Here is a 15,409-nt window from a genome sequence, read left to right on the forward strand (position 1 = left end):
GTCCAAGAAAAAGGGGCGGAATCGGTTGCCCAATTCCGCCCCTGGTTCGTCTCACGAACTTCTCCGCGGTCTCAGCCGAGCAGGCTACCCGGCTCAACCTTCACGCCCGGTCCCATGGTCGAGGAAACCGCCACGCGCTGGATGTAAGTGCCCTTGGCGCCGGCAGGCTTCGCCTTGGCGACCGCGTCCGCCAGCGCCTTGACGTTCTGCACGAGCTTCTCTTCCGAGAACGAGGCCTTGCCGATGCCGGCCTGCACGATGCCGGCCTTTTCGACGCGGAACTCAACCGAACCGCCCTTGGCGCCCTTCACGGCAGTGGCGACGTCCATGGTGACGGTGCCGATCTTCGGATTGGGCATCATGCCGCGCGGTCCCAGCACCTTACCGAGCCGGCCGACCAGCGGCATCATGTCGGGGGTCGCGATGCAGCGGTCGAAGTCGATCTGACCACCCTGCACCTTCTCAACCAGGTCCTCGGCGCCGACGACGTCAGCGCCCGCTGCCTTGGCCTCTTCAGCCTTGGCGCCGCGCGCGAACACGCCGACCCGCAAGGTGCGGCCGGTACCGTTCGGCAGCGTCACCACGCCGCGCACCATCTGATCGGCATGACGCGGATCGACGCCGAGATTGATCGCAATCTCGACCGTCTCGTCGAACTTCGACTTGGCGCGCTCCTTGACCATCTTGATGGCATCCGCGAGCGGATAGAGCTTTTCCCGGTCGACGCCCTCGCGGGCCTTTTTCAAACGTTTTCCGATTGGCATGACCCGTTACCCCGCAACTTCAAGGCCCATCGAACGGGCGGAGCCCTCGACCATCTTCATGGCCGCTTCGACGGTATCGCAATTCAAGTCCTTCATCTTCTTCTCGGCGATCTCGCGCACCTGCGCGCGCGTCACCGCACCGGCCTTGTCGCGACCCGGGGCTTTCGATCCGGACTGGATTTTGGCGGCCTGCTTGAGGAAGTAGGACATCGGGGGCGTCTTCATCTCGAAGGTGAACGAACGATCGGCATAGATCGTGATCACCACCGGAATCGGGGTGTTTTTCTCTTCCTTCTGGGTCTGCGCGTTGAACGCCTTGCAGAATTCCATGATATTGAGGCCGCGCTGACCAAGCGCGGGTCCGATCGGGGGCGAAGGGTTCGCCGCGCCGGCCGGCACCTGCAATTTCAGGTATCCGGTCACTTTCTTTGCCATCTATCACTCCTCATGTTGCTCCGGACCAGCCCGGAAGCTTCACAGGACCGTGGTGCGGTTCAACGGATGACTGGCGATCATCCATCTCCTCCCACGGCTCTTCGCCATCGCCCCGCTCTTGCGGGGAGAGGCTCAACGATCAGACCTTCTCGACCTGACCGAATTCCAGTTCGACCGGCGTGGCGCGGCCGAAAATCGACACCGCGACCTTCAGGCGCGAGCGCGCCTCGTCGATTTCCTCGACTACGCCGGAGAACGAGGCGAACGGCCCATCGGCCACGCGCACATTCTCGCCGATCTCGAACGACACCGACGCCTTCGGGCGTTCCACGCCTTCCTGCACCTGATGCAGGATCCGCATGGCCTCGGCCTCCGAAATCGGCATCGGCTTGTTTTCGGCGCCTAAGAAGCCCGTCACCTTCGGGGTATTCTTGATGAGATGGAAAGCCTCGTCGGTGAGCTTCATCTTCACGAGCACATAGCCCGGGAAAAACTTGCGCTCGGCGTCGACCTTGCGGCCGCGGCGCACTTCGGTGACCTTTTCGGTCGGCACCAGGACCTGTTCGAACAGCTCCTCAAGCCCGCGCTGCTTCGATTGCTCGCGGATCGACTCCGCGACCTTCTTTTCGAAGTTCGAATAGGCGTGGACGATATACCAGCGCTTGTCGATCGTTTGAGTTCCGGCGGTTGCCATCAGTGTATGCCGAGCAAAAAGGTGACGAGATAGCGGATGATCTGATCCGCGGCGAAGAAGAAGATCGAAGCCAGCGCAACCATCACGAACACCATGATGGTGGTGATCGTGGTCTCGCGGCGTGTCGGCCAGGTGACCTTGGCGGTCTCCGAGCGCACTTCCTGCAGGAATTTGAACGGGCTGAAAGCCATCGTTTGTTTGATCCGCGTCGGTTAAGACGATTTTAGATTTGAGGGAATCCGAACAGCCCTCTTGCGCCCAGCCCTCTTCTGAAGGATGAGCCGGCAAGCGGGCTCGATTGTTTCCGGGGAATTCAAAGCCGCGCCGGATATCCGTCTAAGCGGGCCGACAGCAGGTGGCGGTTATGTACTGTGGGCGCGGCCAAAGGTCAAGGTAGCCGGACTGCCGGGCGGACGAACCGCTCGAGCAGGCCGACACCGGATCGGTTAAGGTCAAGGGCCTAGCTGGCAGGAGTGGCAGGGCCACGGCACCGGCGTCCGCATCGGAGCGCAGCGCCAAAGGATCATGGAAAGCTTGAAATCCGATCGCACGGGCAGTTCGCGGTGACGCCGACCAGTTCGCCGCTTGGCCCAAACCGAAACAGAGCCAAGCGAGCGGCCCACGGCGGTCGCAATCGCCTTCAAGCACTCGGCAAATCAGGAGGCGAAGCCGGTACCGCCGCTTTGACCTCGGCCAGAGCCGCTCGCAAGGCGGCTTCCTTAGTGTGGTCGAGAGAGGTCTTCATCACTGTGCCACCTTCGCCTTTAAGTCTCTCAAGAACCTTGTCCGCCGTGACTTTGCGCACCAGTATGAAGAGCGCTGCGGTTCCGGGTTGAATGGCCGCAGCGGTCTCCTTCATCCATTTGTCGTCGATGCCGACATCCGTCAAATATCCGCCGAGCGTGCCGGACGCAGCGCCAAGGGCAGCGCCAGCCAGCGGCATCAAAAAGATCAGGCCGATCAGCGCGCCCCAAAAGGTGCCAGTAACCGCGCCGGCAGCCGTGGTGTTGATCAGTTGATTTAGTTTGATGTTTCCGTTGCTGTCCTTCACCGCGACCACGGCATCGCCTAATTCGATCAGGTACTCCTTCTGCATATCCAGCAATTTCTGACGGACTTCGTCAGCCTTAGCCTCGGTCGGGAATGCGATCACCACGAGATCACTCATTTTCGATCCTCCGATAAATTGATCTGACCAGCGGTTGGGCTTTCCAGCACCGCTGGTCTTTGCAGGACGTGAGCGCGCAATCGGGGCCAGATCGCCGCGCATATGCGCTCGTTCGCTCAATAGGGATACTGCTGCGGGCAGACCCAGTAGCCGTTGGCGTTCTGATAGCAGCCGCTGTTGTAGTAGCCGCCGCCGTAGCCGCCGTAATAGCCGTATGCTCCCGCTGCCGCAGCGCCGACCGCCGCGCCGTAGACACCTGTGCGGACCGCCGCGCGCGCTACCGGGCGACCGGCTATCGGACGATATCCATAGCCGCGTCCGGCAACCCGATATCCCCGACCGGCAACGCCGTAACGACCAGCATGAACCGCCCCGCCCCGGAAATGGGTGCCGCCGCCTCCGTGAAAGCCTCCGCCGCGGACGCCACCGCCCCGACGAGCGAACGCGTCATCGGGGATGAGGCTGGCACTGACTAGAACAGCGGCTGCTAGAACCGCGAGAGCGTAACGAAACATGGCTTTGCCTCCTGTTGATTGGGGCGTCGTGCATTCGCGGGGTCCAACGATGCCGCGCCCGCAGCGATCAGCACCCGACGGCAGCCTTCGAGGCTCATTGGATTTCGGTTTGACCTAGATCAACAATCCGGCCGTTTTTTTCAGTGTGCGGGATTTGTGCGGGATTATTGATCTCACCTTTCCAATTGGAACCGTGCCTTCGCATCCGCTTGCGGTGCCTTCAACGACCCGGACAAACGCCGTTCTGTAGCCGCTGCCGAGGATGTCGATGTTGCTGCCTGCGGGCCTTGCAAGCGAGCGGCGTTGTGGCGACGGCGTTGTCGTAAACGGCATCCTTCACCACTTTACCGAAGCGGCGCAGCGCATCGGCATCCTTGAAAAACCAGACGGTCGGCGCGTTGCTCTTGTTTCGCAGCACCTCTGCATCGCTGCTCGTCGCCGCATGACTGCGATCAGCGCGGCCATGAAGCAAACCAGTTTTGAACACCTCAGCATGGTGTCCCTTCCCAGGAACGGCTTTGTCAGACCGCCAGCAGGTATTGCTCTTGATTTTGATCAATGGCGGGTCGCCGAGGCTTCCGGCGCGCGACCTCTCGGCGGTTCCCCTCTGAGGAAGGGTACGGGCGAGCCCTTTGTCCCACCTAAGGATCCGTATGTAAGCTATTGAAAATGAATAGTATCTGATGAGCTGGCAGGAGTGGCAGGGCTCGAACCTGCGACCCCCGGTTTTGGAGACCGGTGCTCTACCAATTGAGCTACACTCCTGTGAGGACCAAACGTCGCCGCCGATCCGCGCCGTTTCAAGCATAGGCCATGCCCCGATTGCAAGGGCGAAGCCGTCAACCGGGCCGGATCGGGTGGCCGCGCGGCTTGGCCGCGAGCCAGCGCATGAGCCCGGCAGCAAACCAGCGGCTGGCTTGCGGGAAACGCCCTGTTCAAGGCCGGTGTTCTGCGTCAAATTCGCGGCCGGCGATGAACAATTGCCCATCCGCTAATGCCCATCCGCTAAAAAACAAAAACATCGGGAGAGACCATGAACCTGCAAACCGCTGCGAAGCACCCCATCGCCCCGCAGACCCCTCCCCTCCCCCAGGCAAAACCGGAATCGCTCCGGCTTTCGTCGGTTCGGCTGCAGCGGATGTCGGATGCGTTCAAGCGCGACATCGACAAGGGAACCACGCCGGGCGTGACCGTGATGGTCGCGCGCCACGGCCAGATCGGCTGGTTCGATGCGCTGGGTAAGCAAAATCCCGGGGCCTCTGCGCCGATGGCGGAGAATTCGATCTTCCGCATCTTCTCGATGACCAAGCCGATCGTTTCCGTCGGCATCATGATGCTGTGCGAAGAAGGCTACTTCCTGCTCAACGATCCCATCGCGAAATACATTCCGGAATTTGCCCATCAGAAGGTCGGCATTGAGAACAACGGCCAACTCGAGCTCGTACCGCTGACGCGCCCGATCACCATACAGGACCTGTTGCGGCACACCTCGGGCATTGCTTACGACCATACCGGCAATGGTCTGGTGCAGAAATTGTATCAGCAATCGAGGCTGCGCAGCCGCAGGATTACCAACGCCGAACACGCCACTCTCGTCGCCAGCCTGCCGTTGATGTGCCAGCCCGGCGCCGAGTGGAATTACAGCCGTTCCACTGACATTCTCGGTCGCCTGATCGAAGTCGTTTCCGGCAAGACACTCAGCGCGTTCCTGACCGAACGCATTCTGGCGCCGCTGCAAATGGCCGAGACCGCGTTCCAGACCGGTGTTGCGAATGCAAATCGTCTCGCCGAGCCGTTCCCGAACGATCCCTGGACCGGCGAAAATGTGCAGCTCTTCAACATGCTGGAAAAGCCGGTGATGGAATCCGGGGGCGGAGGTCTGGTCTCGACGACGATGGACTACGCCCGCTTCTGCCAGATGCTGCTCAATGGCGGCATCCTCGACGGCAACCGTATCATCGGCCGCAAGACGCTGGAGCTGATGGCGTCGGATCACCTCGGCCCCAAGGTCGGGGTCGAGAGCCATCTGGTGCCGGCAGGCCACAGCTTCGGCCTCGGCTTTGCGGTGCGCACGCAACAGGGCATGGCGCCGTTCGCGGGCTCGGTCGGTCAGTTCTTCTGGAGCGGAATGGCCGGAACGTTCTTCTGGATCGATCCGAAGGAAGACCTGTTTGCCGTGTTCATGTCGCAGGGACCGGGCCAGCGCGAATATTTCCGCACGCTGGCGCGCAGCCTGGTGTATGCGGCGGTGGAGTGACGCGCAGGGTCATTCCGGGGCAGCCCGCCAGGTTCGGCGCGCGGACCGCGCCAACCCAATCTCAACTGATCGTCGCGCCGCCGTCGATGACAATGGTTTGGCCCGTCATGAACGTGCCGGCCTTTGATGCGAGAAAGACCGCCGCTCCGGCAATTTCGTCGGGCTCGCCGATGCGCAACAGCGGCGAGCGGGCGGTGGAGGCCTTCAGCGTTTCCGGATTGTCCCACAGCGCCTTGGCAAAATCGGTCTTGATCAGGCCCGGCGCGATGCAGTTCACGCGGATGTTGTGCTTGCCGTATTCGCAGGCAAGATTGCGCGCGAGCTGCATGTCGGCGGCTTTCGAAATCGCATAGGCGCCGAGCACCGTCGAGCCCTTCAGTCCGCCGATCGAGGAGATGATGGTGATCGACCCTTCCCTGCGCTCGATCATCTGCGGCACGACAAGGCTGATCAGCCAGTGATTGGCGACGATGTTGTTGTCCAAAATCTTGCGGAACTGATCGTCGGAAATTCCGGCCTGCGGTCCGTAATAGGGATTCGACGCGGCGTTGCAGACCAGCGTGTCAACCTTGCCAAACACCCGATTGGTTTCTTCGACCAGGTGCTTCAGATCATCTTTGGTGGAAATATTCGCTGCCACCGAAAGCGCGACCTGCTTGCCGGCCTTGTCGTTGATCGCCTTCGCCACGTCGTCGCAAACCTGCTGCTTGCGCGACGAGATCACCACCTTGGCGCCATGCTCGGCCATCCGCTCGGCGATGGCACGGCCGATGCCGCGCGAGGAGCCGGTGATGAGAGCGACTTTTCCCGACATATCGAACAAGTTCATGCGTTTCTCCCAATCATTGACCCGGCGGCGGATGCGCCGGTTTCATTCAATTCAGCTTGCGCAGCGTTGGCATCATCAGACAACCAGCGCATCTTTAGCCAAATTTACTGGCAGTTGCGATTTCCGGTCCGGCCGGCTGATGCATGGCGTTGTGCGAAGCGTCGGCGATCCACGGCTGCTGGTTGACCATCGGAATTCGCCAGCCGCTGTGACCGTCGCTTGAAAGATGATCGAGCCGTGTCACCGAGCAATTGTCGATGGTAAAGGCAAGGCCTCGCTCCGGCTGGTTGCCGAGGGCCAGTCCAATCGCCGCCTTGATGGTTCCGCCGTGCGCCACCGCAATCACGTCCTTGCCGGCGTGCTCGGTATTGATCCGCTCGATCGCGCCGCGCACACGGTTGTAGAGATCCATAAAACTCTCGCCGCCCGGCGCCGGATCATCGATCGGCGCAAACCAATAGCTGCCGACCGCGATCGGCCGGCTGGCGAAGAACGCCGCACGGTTTAGACCCTGCCATTCGCCGAGATGCTGTTCGGCGAGTGCAGCGTCTTGCTGCAGGCTCGCGGGCTTCGGAAATCCCGCGGACCAGATCGCATCGGCGGTTTGATGCGTCCGCTTCAGATGGCTAGCATACCAGACCGCCTCGCGCGGCAGAATTTTTCCGACCGCCTCAAACACCACGCGATCACTACAATCGCAGCCGAGGTCCTTCTGGCCGTAGATGCAACCGCCGTCCTCGCGCACCGGCGCGTGACGCACCCACCACCATCGCGTCGCCACAACGCCGCCGGGAACGGCATGCTGCAGAACAAATGGCTTGTCTGGATTGGACATCACAAGGACCCTTCAATATTGTCGCGTGTCCTACGTCAGAGCACAGATCGCCTCAAGTCACTTCGGCGTTTGAAATCTTGTTTGAAATTCCGCAAGGCGGCAAGCGTAGCTGTTTTGACGCGTTTCCTTGACGCGAACCGGTGGTCGCTTCGCTGGAAGACGCTATGGATCATAAAACTACAAGGAGAAACTCATGGGCCGCCTCGAAGGCAAATCTGTCATCATCACCGGCGCGGGCAGCGGCATCGGACGCGCGGCATCGCTGTTGTTCACCAAGGAAGGCGCCAAGCTGATCGCGGTCGATCGCAGCGAGGGTGTGAAGGAAACCGTCGAACAGGTGCGCCAGGCCGGCGGCACGGCCGAGGCCGTGATGGCCGATGCCGGTTCAGAAAAAGACGTGATGGCCTTTATCGACAAGGCGGTGTCAACCTACGGTCGGCTCGATGCGATCTGGGCCAACGCCGGTGTCAGCGGCGGGCTGGTGCCGCTCGCCGAACAGACCGTGGAACACTGGCAGGAGGTACTGCGCGTCAATTTGATCGGGCCGTTTCTCGCGATCAAGCATTCCATGCCGCATATGATCAAACAGCAATACGGTTCGATCGTCTGCACCGCATCGGTCGCAGGCCTGAAGGCCGGCGCCAGCGGGCATCCTTACGGGGCCAGCAAGGCCGGCGTCATCAGTCTGGTGCAGACCACGGCGTATTCGCTGTCCGGTACCGGCGTGCGGATCAATGCGGTATGTCCGGGCCTGATCGAGACCGGCATGACCAAACCGGTGTTCGACCGCGCCAAGGAGCGCGGCACGGAGGACAAGATCGGCCAGCTCAACCCGCTCAAGCGCGCCGGTCAGCCGCACGAGCTCGCGGCGATGGGATTGTTTCTCGCCAGCGATGAGGCGTCGTACGTCAACGGACAAGCGATCCCCGTTGATGGCGGCCTCACCGCGTCGATGCCGTATACGGGCAAACCGATTTAGTGGATCGTTGAGGTGCAACGCGTTCATCGAGGTTGTGATCATGTCTCCGACCTCATCCCTGCGTAACGGCTTCGCCGTTATCGCTGGAGGAGCGCGCCCTTGCGCGCGTCTCGAAGGATGGCCGCGAGTCCCTGCGTTGCGCCCATCCTTCGAGACGCTTGCTTCGCAAGCCCCTCAGGATGAGGTCCGTATCCTTCACACGCTCTTTCGCTGGCGACAAAGGGCTGGGAGTGTGACGCGTTGAGACGTCATCGCGAGCCGACGAGTCGCGCGAAATGCGTAGTCAATGTCGTCCCCGCGCACGCGGGGACCCATACGCCGCGGCCTTACATTTTGGCACGGTGGCTAACGGTTTCTGCTCCAATAGACTAAGGTGGTTATGGGTCCCCGCGTGCGCGGGGACGACGCATGGTGGGGGTGTGCGTTCGCACTCAGCGAGCCGCAACGGATTCAATTTTCAGACAGCTGCATTGTTCGCAGACGCAGCTACGCGATCCCGCGGCGCGATGCGCCCGAGGCGTGCTGGAATCTTTCGCCCAGGAAAATGAGGGCGTGGGGAATGCCGGGTGCACGGTGCACCCGCAGCCCGTGTGCAATGGTAGTAAGCACACGGTAGTCACCGCAGGTCACCGGAACACCCGGCATTCCCGCACGCAATGGTTTTAACGGCTTATATCGTGCTCTCCCCGGCGACGAATTCGTCTTGTCACCGTCGTCGGCGGATTGAAGGTTTTGCCGAACCCGGTTGGGCCAACGATAACCTCCGCCGACTTGACACCAGCAACGGGTGCCAGGACCACACGGTTTTGCCGTCCGCGACCCGTCTTCGCCAAGAGGCTTCGCCGGGCTGTGCACCTCCGGCGAAACTTTAGTGAAAACGGAAGCAGCATCGTTCGTCTGCGCGCCGCAATTCGCTCACGAGGTTCAACTCGCCCTGCGATCGCCAATGCGCGCCCGACGCTGCCGCGTCCACCGCATCCCACCCCGCGTCCGTGACGATCGCGATACGCCCCTCTCATGGGGTGAGACGGCGAGGGATATAGATTTGATTTGGATAAAACGGGAAGCGGAATATTTTTGCAAATGGGGCTGGACAGGAAAATCGGTGATTTGCCCGTCGGGCAAATCAGTTCACAAGGTGGACGGAGTCGCTTGCGCCAAGCCCACCACTCACTGGCCGTGACACTAGCTCGGCGCCGGAATTTTGATTTGTCTGATCGTCCTTTTTCCAGCGGCGGCAATCAGCTACGCCCCGATAGCGACCAAATTCTGCAGCGCAGCCAAGTGTCGCGATGTGCCAAGAGCAGCCCTCAGATCACCGTTCAGGTAGCCCCGCCCTGCGAAGCCCTTCCGCGAATACTGAGAGATCCTCCGGCCGTTTGATCGGCAGCCAATCCCCGAGATTTGAGATGCGGAGCGCGGGGTGGAGCTCTCGCAGCTGATCCATTGCCCGCCGAGCTTCCTCCGATCGGCCGGTCAATGCTCGGCTCGCGGCGATGATGCTAACTGTCATCAGGAAGCTCGGCAGGTTTGTGTATGCCTCCTCCGCCCACGCGGAAGCCGCGTCAAAGCGGCCTGCGAAGAGATGTGCCATCGCGATTCCTGCCTGCATTCGGTACAATTCCGGATCGACGGGACTCAAACGCATGGCGCGCTCGAAGTGCTCGATGGCGCTTTGGGATTCGCCGCGCCAGGTTCGCAAAAAGCCGCCGAGAAACCAGGCCGATGCCAAGTTGGGATTGAGGAAGACGGCTCGGTCGAGCAATGCGATACCGCTATCGAGATCGCTTGTTAGGTGGGCAAGTGCATGACCACCTCGCGTGAGCGCCACTGCATCGTCCCGGCCTAGCTCGACGGCGCGGCGGGCCAATCGTACGCCCTCCGCTATTTCCTGCGGGCTATGGCTCGCCCAGCCATTGACTTTGCGCCAGACGTAGCACCACGCCGCCATTGCGTAAGCCGCAGCAAACTCGGGGTCGAGCTCGATGCTTCTTTGGAAAAGCGGCAAAGCCTCCTGGACGGGCTCCCTGCTGCCGCGATGCAAATGCGCGAGCCCGCGCAAATAGCAGTCATACGCGTTGAGGCTCGCTGTCGGCTTGCACTTCGCGCGTTCGATCTCCGCCAGCTCGACCCGCGGAGCGATGGCGCCGACGACGCTCGCGGCGATCCGGTCCTGCAGCTCGAAGATGTCGTCGAGTGTACCTTCGAAGCGCTCCGCCCAAAGGTGAGCGCCTGTGCTCGCGTTAATAAGCTGTCCCGTGATGCGGACACGGTCTGCGGCCTTGCGCACGCTGCCTTCCAGCACATAGCCAACCCCGAGCTCCCGCCCGACCTGCTTCAGGTCCACAGCCCCGCCCTGGTACGTGAAGCTCGAATTGCGGGCGATGATGAACAGCCAGCGAACGCGCGACAACGCTGTGATGATGTCCTCCACCACGCCGTCAGCGAAGTAGACCTGCTCGGGGTCTCCACTCAGGTTCTGAAACGGCAAGACGGCAATGGATGGCTTGCTGGGAAGGAGGAGCGCCGGTCGAGAAAGCTCATCCGATGAGCGCGAACCGATTTTGGCGGGGCCACCTGACGATTGTGCTTCCGTAACTTCGCCAACAAACCGAAAGCCCTTGCGAGGAATTGTGCGAACCAGGTGTTGCTCCTCACCACTGTCGCCGATCGCTTTGCGTACAGCGTTGATGTGGCTGGTCAGGGTCGATTCAGAGACGATGCGTCCGCCCCACACGGCATCCAGCAGGCTATCCCTGTTGACGACGCGCTCACGGTTCTGCACGAGGTAGACCAACAGGTCGAAGACTTGCGGGCCAACGGAAACCGCCGCGGAGCCTCGCGTAAGCTCCCGCCGCTCAAGGTCGAGCACACAATCCTTAAATGCAAACTGCATGTCGACGCTCCCTAACCACTGGGATGTTGGCAGCGATAGGACACGGGATTGCATGGCACGGGCCGGGCTCCTTTGGACGAGAATGCAAGGTAAACCCAAGAGGAATTCAAGGCCGCAGCAAGGCCTTCCGGCGGATTTGCAGGCATTCTCTTAAACACCAGCCAGATTGCCTGGTGAAAAAAGGAGCAGCCATGAGGATCGTCGTTATTGGAGGCAGCGGCCTCATCGGAACGAACCTCGTCAGCAGACTTCGCCAGAAGGGACATGAGGTCGTAGCGGCATCGCCTGCCTCAGGCGTCAACACAATAACGCGTGAGGGACTGGCCGAAGCTCTTTCGGGCGCCAAGGTTGTCGTCGACGTGGCGAATTCGCCGTCGTTCGAGGACAAGGCGGTGTTGGAGTTCTTCGAGAAATCGGGCCGCAACCTGCTGGCTGCCGAGGCCGCCGCGGGCGTAGGGCATCATGTCGCCCTGTCTGTCGTCGGCACCGAGCGGAATCCAGATAGCGGCTACCTTCGCGCCAAGGTGGCGCAGGAAAATCTCATCAAGGCTTCCAGGATTCCGTACACGATCCTGCAGTCGACGCAGTTTTTCGAGTTCGTCGGCGCCATTGTTCAGTCGGCCACGGATGGCGATACCTTTCGCCTGTCGCCCGCGCTTTTCCAACCCGTCGCTTCCGATGACGTCGCTGCCGCTCTGGCCGACATCGCGGTTGCCCCGCCGGCAAACGGTACTATCGAGATTGCCGGGCCTGAGAAGATCCCCCTCGACGCGATTGCGCGGCAGTATCTGGCGGCGAAAGCAGATCGACGTCAGGTGATAGCGGACATTCACGCCCGGTACTTCGGCGCACCGCTCGACGACAAATCCCTCACTCCAGGTGACCGTCCGCGTTTGGGGGCCATCCGATTCGAGGACTGGCTGAGCGGTTCTACGGCGCAAGGTTAGCCGCACTGCGCCCCAACTTTGCTTGATCTTCTGAGAACCAACAATGCCGAACTCATTCTATCTTACCTTGGCCGTGCTGCTCGGCATCGCCGCGATAGCCAACGGTGCTTTCATGCTTATCGCGCCAGAGAGTTGGTACCTCGCGGTGCCAGGCGTGACCACGACAGGCTCTTTTAACCAGCATTTCGTGCGCGACATTGGGTTGATCTTCCTGTTGCTCGGCGGCGCATTCTTGCTCGGCGCCGCACGACCGCATTTGCGTATTCTGCTTTGGGCCACGCCCTCGGTCTGGCTAGCCGGTCACGCCCTATTCGCGGCCGACGGCGGCCTCGGACTGACATAGCTACCCCAGTTGGAGTTTAGATCCATGAGTAAGCCGATCTTGCGCGATCCTTCGCAGGAGGATCCGCCAGCCGCGTCTGAGGTGCGCCAAGGCAACGTGCCGACTGCCGATGGGCGTCCTGCCGATGTGGAGATGGCACGGGTGCTTAGGACCGCACCGCTTCGCATGGCTTTGGATCCGTCCGGCGGCGCGATCGCCCACTGGAAACATGAACCATTGCACGACGTCGTCGAGCCCATGACCCATCACGTCATCATGGCTTACAACGGTTCGATGCAGCGCATGGAGCGGCGGTCAGGAAGATCGGTTGCGATTGGGACGTTTCGTCCCGGGGTTGTGATAATCATTCCGGAAGGATCAAGCTCCCGATGGGATATTCCGAAACCTGTTGATGTCGTTCAGCTCTATCTTCCGCACACAATGCTCGAGCGCGTTGCCCGCGAAGCCGACACCGCCACACCGACCAATCTCCTGGAGCGAACGGCGCATCCCGACCCCATTACATCCCGATTGCTCTTGACCGCGGCCGACGCCATGGAGGGCAACGGGGCCCTGGATACGCTGTTCAGGCATCAGCTGACAGACCTCCTGGCCACGCGCCTCCTGGCTGCGCACACCGGCTCGCCAACCACGTTCCAGCCGACCATGGGTGGGCTGTCGCCGAAGGTCCTGCTCCGCGCCATCGAACGCCTGCGCTCGGACAGCGATGCGGACGTCTCCCTCGCTGCGCTCGCTTCGGATGCCGGCCTGTCGCGCTTCCACTTCTGCCGAGCCTTCAAGGAAAGCACCGGGCTTTCGCCTCATGCCTGGCTGCGCCAGTACCGCCTCGAGCAGGCCATGCAAATGCTGCGCGACACTGACGCATCCGTCGTGTCGGTCGCAGCGGCGCTTGGCTATGCCTCCCAGACCGCCTTCGCCGCGGCGTTCAGGCGGCTGACCGGCGAAACCCCGAGCGATTGGCGACGACGCGTGCGTTAGCAGCAATCGCTCTACAAGCACGTCAATCGCTCTGGAGCGAGGCCCTGGGCGCCCTGTTCAGGCAGCAGCTCGCAGATCTCCTGGCCACGCGCCTCCTGGCTGCGCACGCCGGCTCGCCACGGCGAAACCCCAAGCAATTGGCGACGGCACGCACGTTAACAGCAATCGCTCTGCAACCAGGTCAATCGCTCTGGGGCAGTTGCAGAACTGGTTCGCTAGATCATCGCTGTGCCCACGACAACAACCGACGGAGACAAACGATGGTCTGGAAGAGTTTCATCAGCCAGCTTGCATTCACATCACGACGGAAAGTCCTCCCTGCCGCAATCGTGTACGCGATTTCAGTGATCGTTCACTTCACTTCGCCAGCAGACGGCGGAACGGAAATTCCAACGCATTCCGCTCAAAGGACCAATCCCCTCGAACTTCGCAACGTTATTCACGTCGGCGATTCCACTGGCGGCGGCAACGCGCGGATTTCCGAGAAAATCAAAACACAGGAGTAGATCACATGCGACTCGTCATCATAGGCGCCGGCTTCGCCGGCATGTACGCCGCACTTTCCGCTGCCCGCCTGCGCGACATCCAGGGCGTTTCGCCCGAGGAGTTCGAGATCGCGCTGGTTGCCCCAGAGCCGACGCTGGTGGTTCGCCCGCGGCTCTACGAACCGAAGCCCGAGACCCTGACGGCTCCTCTGCTGGATGTCCTCAAGGCTATCGACGTTGTCTATGTGCAAGGCAGCGCCGAGACGATCGACGCCAAGTCTCGTACCGTGGACGTCGTCGCCGCCAAGGGTGCGCGAAAGACACTGTCCTACGATCGGTTGGTCGTGGCCACCGGCAGCCGGCTGTTTCGTCCGAATATTCCCGGCCTCGCCGAGCACGGTTTTAGCGTCGACGACCTCAGCGATGCGATCGCCCTCGACAAGCACTTGCACGGCCTTGCCGATCGGCCCGCAATGAACGGGCGCGACACGGTTGTGGTTGCCGGCGGCGGGTTCACCGGCATCGAGGCGGCGACGGAGATGCCCGCGCGGCTCCGCAAAATCCTCGGCAAGGATGCCACGCCGCGCGTCATCATCGTCGACAGGAACAGCACGATCGCCCCCGATATGGGCGAAGGCCCCCGCCCCGTCATCGAGAACGCCCTGCTCAAGCTCGGTGTCGAGACCCGGCTCGGCGCCGGCGTCGCGTCGCTCGATAAATCCGGCATCACGCTTTCCAATGGCGAACACATCGAAACCGAGACCGTGATCTGGGCAGCCGGCATTCGCGCCGCTCCGTTGACCCAGCAGATCCCCGCCGAGCGCGACAACTTTGGCCGGTTGCTCGTCGACCGGGATTTGCGTGTGCCCTCGGTGCCTGGCGTGTTCGCCACCGGCGATGCCGCTCGCGCGGCAAGCGACGATGTCGGCAACTACGCGCTGATGTCGTGCCAGCACGCCACGCGGATGGGCGCCTTCGCCGGCAACAATGCCGCCGCCGAGCTGCTCGGCGTGCCGACCAAGCCGTATCACCAGAAGGCCTACGTCACCTGTCTCGATCTCGGCGAAGCCGGCGCGCTGTTCACGCGCGGCTGGGAGCGCAAGGTGGAGATGGTCGGCGACGTCGCCAAGAAGACGAAGCAGGAGATCAACACCGTCTGGATCTATCCGCCGAAGGCCGAGCGCGCCGCTGCGCTGGCGTCGGCTGATCCGGAGCATGTCACCGATCTCTGAACACCTCACCAGCATTGGCCGCGCTTCCCACGCGGGAAGCGCGCCCCCCACC

Annotated in this window: 16 protein-coding genes and 1 tRNA gene; 6 read left to right on the forward strand and 11 right to left on the reverse strand. The window is 61.7% G+C overall.

What is annotated here, in order from left to right; translation table 11 throughout:
* Positions 1–71 precede the first annotated feature (71 nt).
* The 8 genes from rplA to N554_RS0117120 form a co-directional block, all read right to left on the reverse strand.
* On the reverse strand, positions 72–764 hold the full coding sequence (gene rplA / locus N554_RS0117085) for a 50S ribosomal protein L1 (protein ID WP_029584575.1): 693 nt from the start codon (positions 762–764) through the stop codon (positions 72–74).
* 6 nt (positions 765–770) lie between these two features.
* A complete protein-coding gene (rplK, locus tag N554_RS0117090; protein WP_029584576.1) occupies positions 771–1,199 on the reverse strand; it encodes a 50S ribosomal protein L11 in 429 nt (142 codons plus the stop codon).
* Positions 1,200–1,338: 139 nt separating this feature from the next.
* On the reverse strand, positions 1,339–1,869 hold the full coding sequence (nusG, locus tag N554_RS0117095) for a transcription termination/antitermination protein NusG (protein ID WP_197033608.1): 531 nt from the start codon (positions 1,867–1,869) through the stop codon (positions 1,339–1,341).
* Positions 1,870–1,892: 23 nt separating this feature from the next.
* On the reverse strand, positions 1,893–2,084 hold the full coding sequence (secE, locus tag N554_RS0117100; protein ID WP_029584578.1) for a preprotein translocase subunit SecE: 192 nt from the start codon (positions 2,082–2,084) through the stop codon (positions 1,893–1,895).
* A 449-nt stretch (positions 2,085–2,533) separates the two neighbouring features.
* Positions 2,534–3,061 carry a DUF1269 domain-containing protein gene (locus N554_RS0117105; RefSeq protein ID WP_029584579.1) on the reverse strand — a complete coding sequence of 176 codons (528 nt, stop codon included), beginning with the start codon at positions 3,059–3,061 and terminating at the stop codon, positions 2,534–2,536.
* 116 nt (positions 3,062–3,177) lie between these two features.
* The gene (locus N554_RS0117110; protein ID WP_029584580.1) at positions 3,178–3,576 is read right to left on the reverse strand and encodes a hypothetical protein; all 399 of its coding nucleotides are present in this window, start codon (positions 3,574–3,576) and stop codon (positions 3,178–3,180) included.
* 220 nt (positions 3,577–3,796) lie between these two features.
* On the reverse strand, positions 3,797–4,135 hold the full coding sequence (locus tag N554_RS0117115) for a hypothetical protein (protein ID WP_029584581.1): 339 nt from the start codon (positions 4,133–4,135) through the stop codon (positions 3,797–3,799).
* A 130-nt stretch (positions 4,136–4,265) separates the two neighbouring features.
* Positions 4,266–4,341, reverse strand: a tRNA-Trp gene (locus N554_RS0117120).
* 268 nt (positions 4,342–4,609) lie between these two features.
* Here N554_RS0117120 and N554_RS0117130 point away from each other — a divergent pair.
* The gene (locus tag N554_RS0117130; RefSeq protein WP_029584582.1) at positions 4,610–5,833 is read left to right on the forward strand and encodes a serine hydrolase domain-containing protein; all 1,224 of its coding nucleotides are present in this window, start codon (positions 4,610–4,612) and stop codon (positions 5,831–5,833) included.
* 61 nt (positions 5,834–5,894) lie between these two features.
* On the opposite strand, the gene N554_RS0117135 is transcribed toward N554_RS0117130, so the two are convergent.
* Positions 5,895–6,662 carry an SDR family NAD(P)-dependent oxidoreductase gene (locus N554_RS0117135; RefSeq protein ID WP_029584583.1) on the reverse strand — a complete coding sequence of 256 codons (768 nt, stop codon included), beginning with the start codon at positions 6,660–6,662 and terminating at the stop codon, positions 5,895–5,897.
* A gap of 94 nt (positions 6,663–6,756) precedes the next feature.
* A complete protein-coding gene (locus tag N554_RS0117140) occupies positions 6,757–7,497 on the reverse strand; it encodes a histidine phosphatase family protein (protein WP_029584584.1) in 741 nt (246 codons plus the stop codon).
* A gap of 193 nt (positions 7,498–7,690) precedes the next feature.
* On the opposite strand from N554_RS0117140, the gene N554_RS0117145 reads away from it, so the two are divergent.
* Positions 7,691–8,476, forward strand: coding sequence for an SDR family NAD(P)-dependent oxidoreductase (locus N554_RS0117145; protein WP_029584585.1), 786 nt, complete (start codon positions 7,691–7,693; stop codon positions 8,474–8,476).
* A 1,315-nt stretch (positions 8,477–9,791) separates the two neighbouring features.
* On the opposite strand, the gene N554_RS0117150 is transcribed toward N554_RS0117145, so the two are convergent.
* Positions 9,792–11,372, reverse strand: coding sequence for a winged helix-turn-helix domain-containing tetratricopeptide repeat protein (locus tag N554_RS0117150; protein WP_029584586.1), 1,581 nt, complete (start codon positions 11,370–11,372; stop codon positions 9,792–9,794).
* Positions 11,373–11,563: 191 nt separating this feature from the next.
* On the opposite strand from N554_RS0117150, the gene N554_RS0117155 reads away from it, so the two are divergent.
* The 4 genes from N554_RS0117155 to N554_RS0117175 all read left to right on the forward strand — a co-directional run bounded on the left by N554_RS0117155 (position 11,564) and on the right by N554_RS0117175 (position 15,357).
* Positions 11,564–12,319, forward strand: coding sequence for an SDR family oxidoreductase (locus N554_RS0117155; RefSeq protein ID WP_029584587.1), 756 nt, complete (start codon positions 11,564–11,566; stop codon positions 12,317–12,319).
* Positions 12,320–12,362: 43 nt separating this feature from the next.
* Entirely contained in the window at positions 12,363–12,662 is a 300-nt protein-coding gene (locus tag N554_RS35970) for a hypothetical protein (protein WP_081851290.1), read from the forward strand.
* Positions 12,663–12,686: 24 nt separating this feature from the next.
* Positions 12,687–13,640 (forward strand): helix-turn-helix transcriptional regulator, encoded by a 954-nt coding sequence (locus N554_RS0117165; RefSeq protein WP_029584622.1) that lies wholly within the window; start codon positions 12,687–12,689, stop codon positions 13,638–13,640.
* Positions 13,641–14,151: 511 nt separating this feature from the next.
* Positions 14,152–15,357 carry an NAD(P)/FAD-dependent oxidoreductase gene (locus N554_RS0117175; protein WP_029584589.1) on the forward strand — a complete coding sequence of 402 codons (1,206 nt, stop codon included), beginning with the start codon at positions 14,152–14,154 and terminating at the stop codon, positions 15,355–15,357.
* Positions 15,358–15,409 lie beyond the last annotated feature (52 nt).

The organism is Bradyrhizobium sp. URHD0069, from assembly GCF_000701345.1.
Taxonomy (GTDB): Bacteria; Pseudomonadota; Alphaproteobacteria; order Rhizobiales; family Xanthobacteraceae; genus Bradyrhizobium.

Excerpts from the sequence above, each read along its gene's own strand:
- N554_RS0117140 (WP_029584584.1), bottom strand. The coding sequence starts at position 7,497 with ATGTCCAATCCAGACAAGCCATTTGTTCTGCAGCATGCCGTTCCCGGC.
- N554_RS0117130 (WP_029584582.1), top strand. The coding sequence starts at position 4,610 with ATGAACCTGCAAACCGCTGCGAAGCACCCCATCGCCCCGCAGACCCCT.
- rplK (WP_029584576.1), bottom strand. The coding sequence starts at position 1,199 with ATGGCAAAGAAAGTGACCGGATACCTGAAATTGCAGGTGCCGGCCGGC.
- N554_RS0117105 (WP_029584579.1), bottom strand. The coding sequence starts at position 3,061 with ATGAGTGATCTCGTGGTGATCGCATTCCCGACCGAGGCTAAGGCTGAC.
- secE (WP_029584578.1), bottom strand. The coding sequence starts at position 2,084 with ATGGCTTTCAGCCCGTTCAAATTCCTGCAGGAAGTGCGCTCGGAGACC.
- N554_RS35970 (WP_081851290.1), top strand. The coding sequence starts at position 12,363 with ATGCCGAACTCATTCTATCTTACCTTGGCCGTGCTGCTCGGCATCGCC.
- rplA (WP_029584575.1), bottom strand. The coding sequence starts at position 764 with ATGCCAATCGGAAAACGTTTGAAAAAGGCCCGCGAGGGCGTCGACCGG.
- N554_RS0117145 (WP_029584585.1), top strand. The coding sequence starts at position 7,691 with ATGGGCCGCCTCGAAGGCAAATCTGTCATCATCACCGGCGCGGGCAGC.
- N554_RS0117110 (WP_029584580.1), bottom strand. The coding sequence starts at position 3,576 with ATGTTTCGTTACGCTCTCGCGGTTCTAGCAGCCGCTGTTCTAGTCAGT.
- N554_RS0117175 (WP_029584589.1), top strand. The coding sequence starts at position 14,152 with ATGCGACTCGTCATCATAGGCGCCGGCTTCGCCGGCATGTACGCCGCA.
- N554_RS0117155 (WP_029584587.1), top strand. The coding sequence starts at position 11,564 with ATGAGGATCGTCGTTATTGGAGGCAGCGGCCTCATCGGAACGAACCTC.
- N554_RS0117165 (WP_029584622.1), top strand. The coding sequence starts at position 12,687 with ATGAGTAAGCCGATCTTGCGCGATCCTTCGCAGGAGGATCCGCCAGCC.
- N554_RS0117150 (WP_029584586.1), bottom strand. The coding sequence starts at position 11,372 with ATGCAGTTTGCATTTAAGGATTGTGTGCTCGACCTTGAGCGGCGGGAG.
- N554_RS0117135 (WP_029584583.1), bottom strand. The coding sequence starts at position 6,662 with ATGAACTTGTTCGATATGTCGGGAAAAGTCGCTCTCATCACCGGCTCC.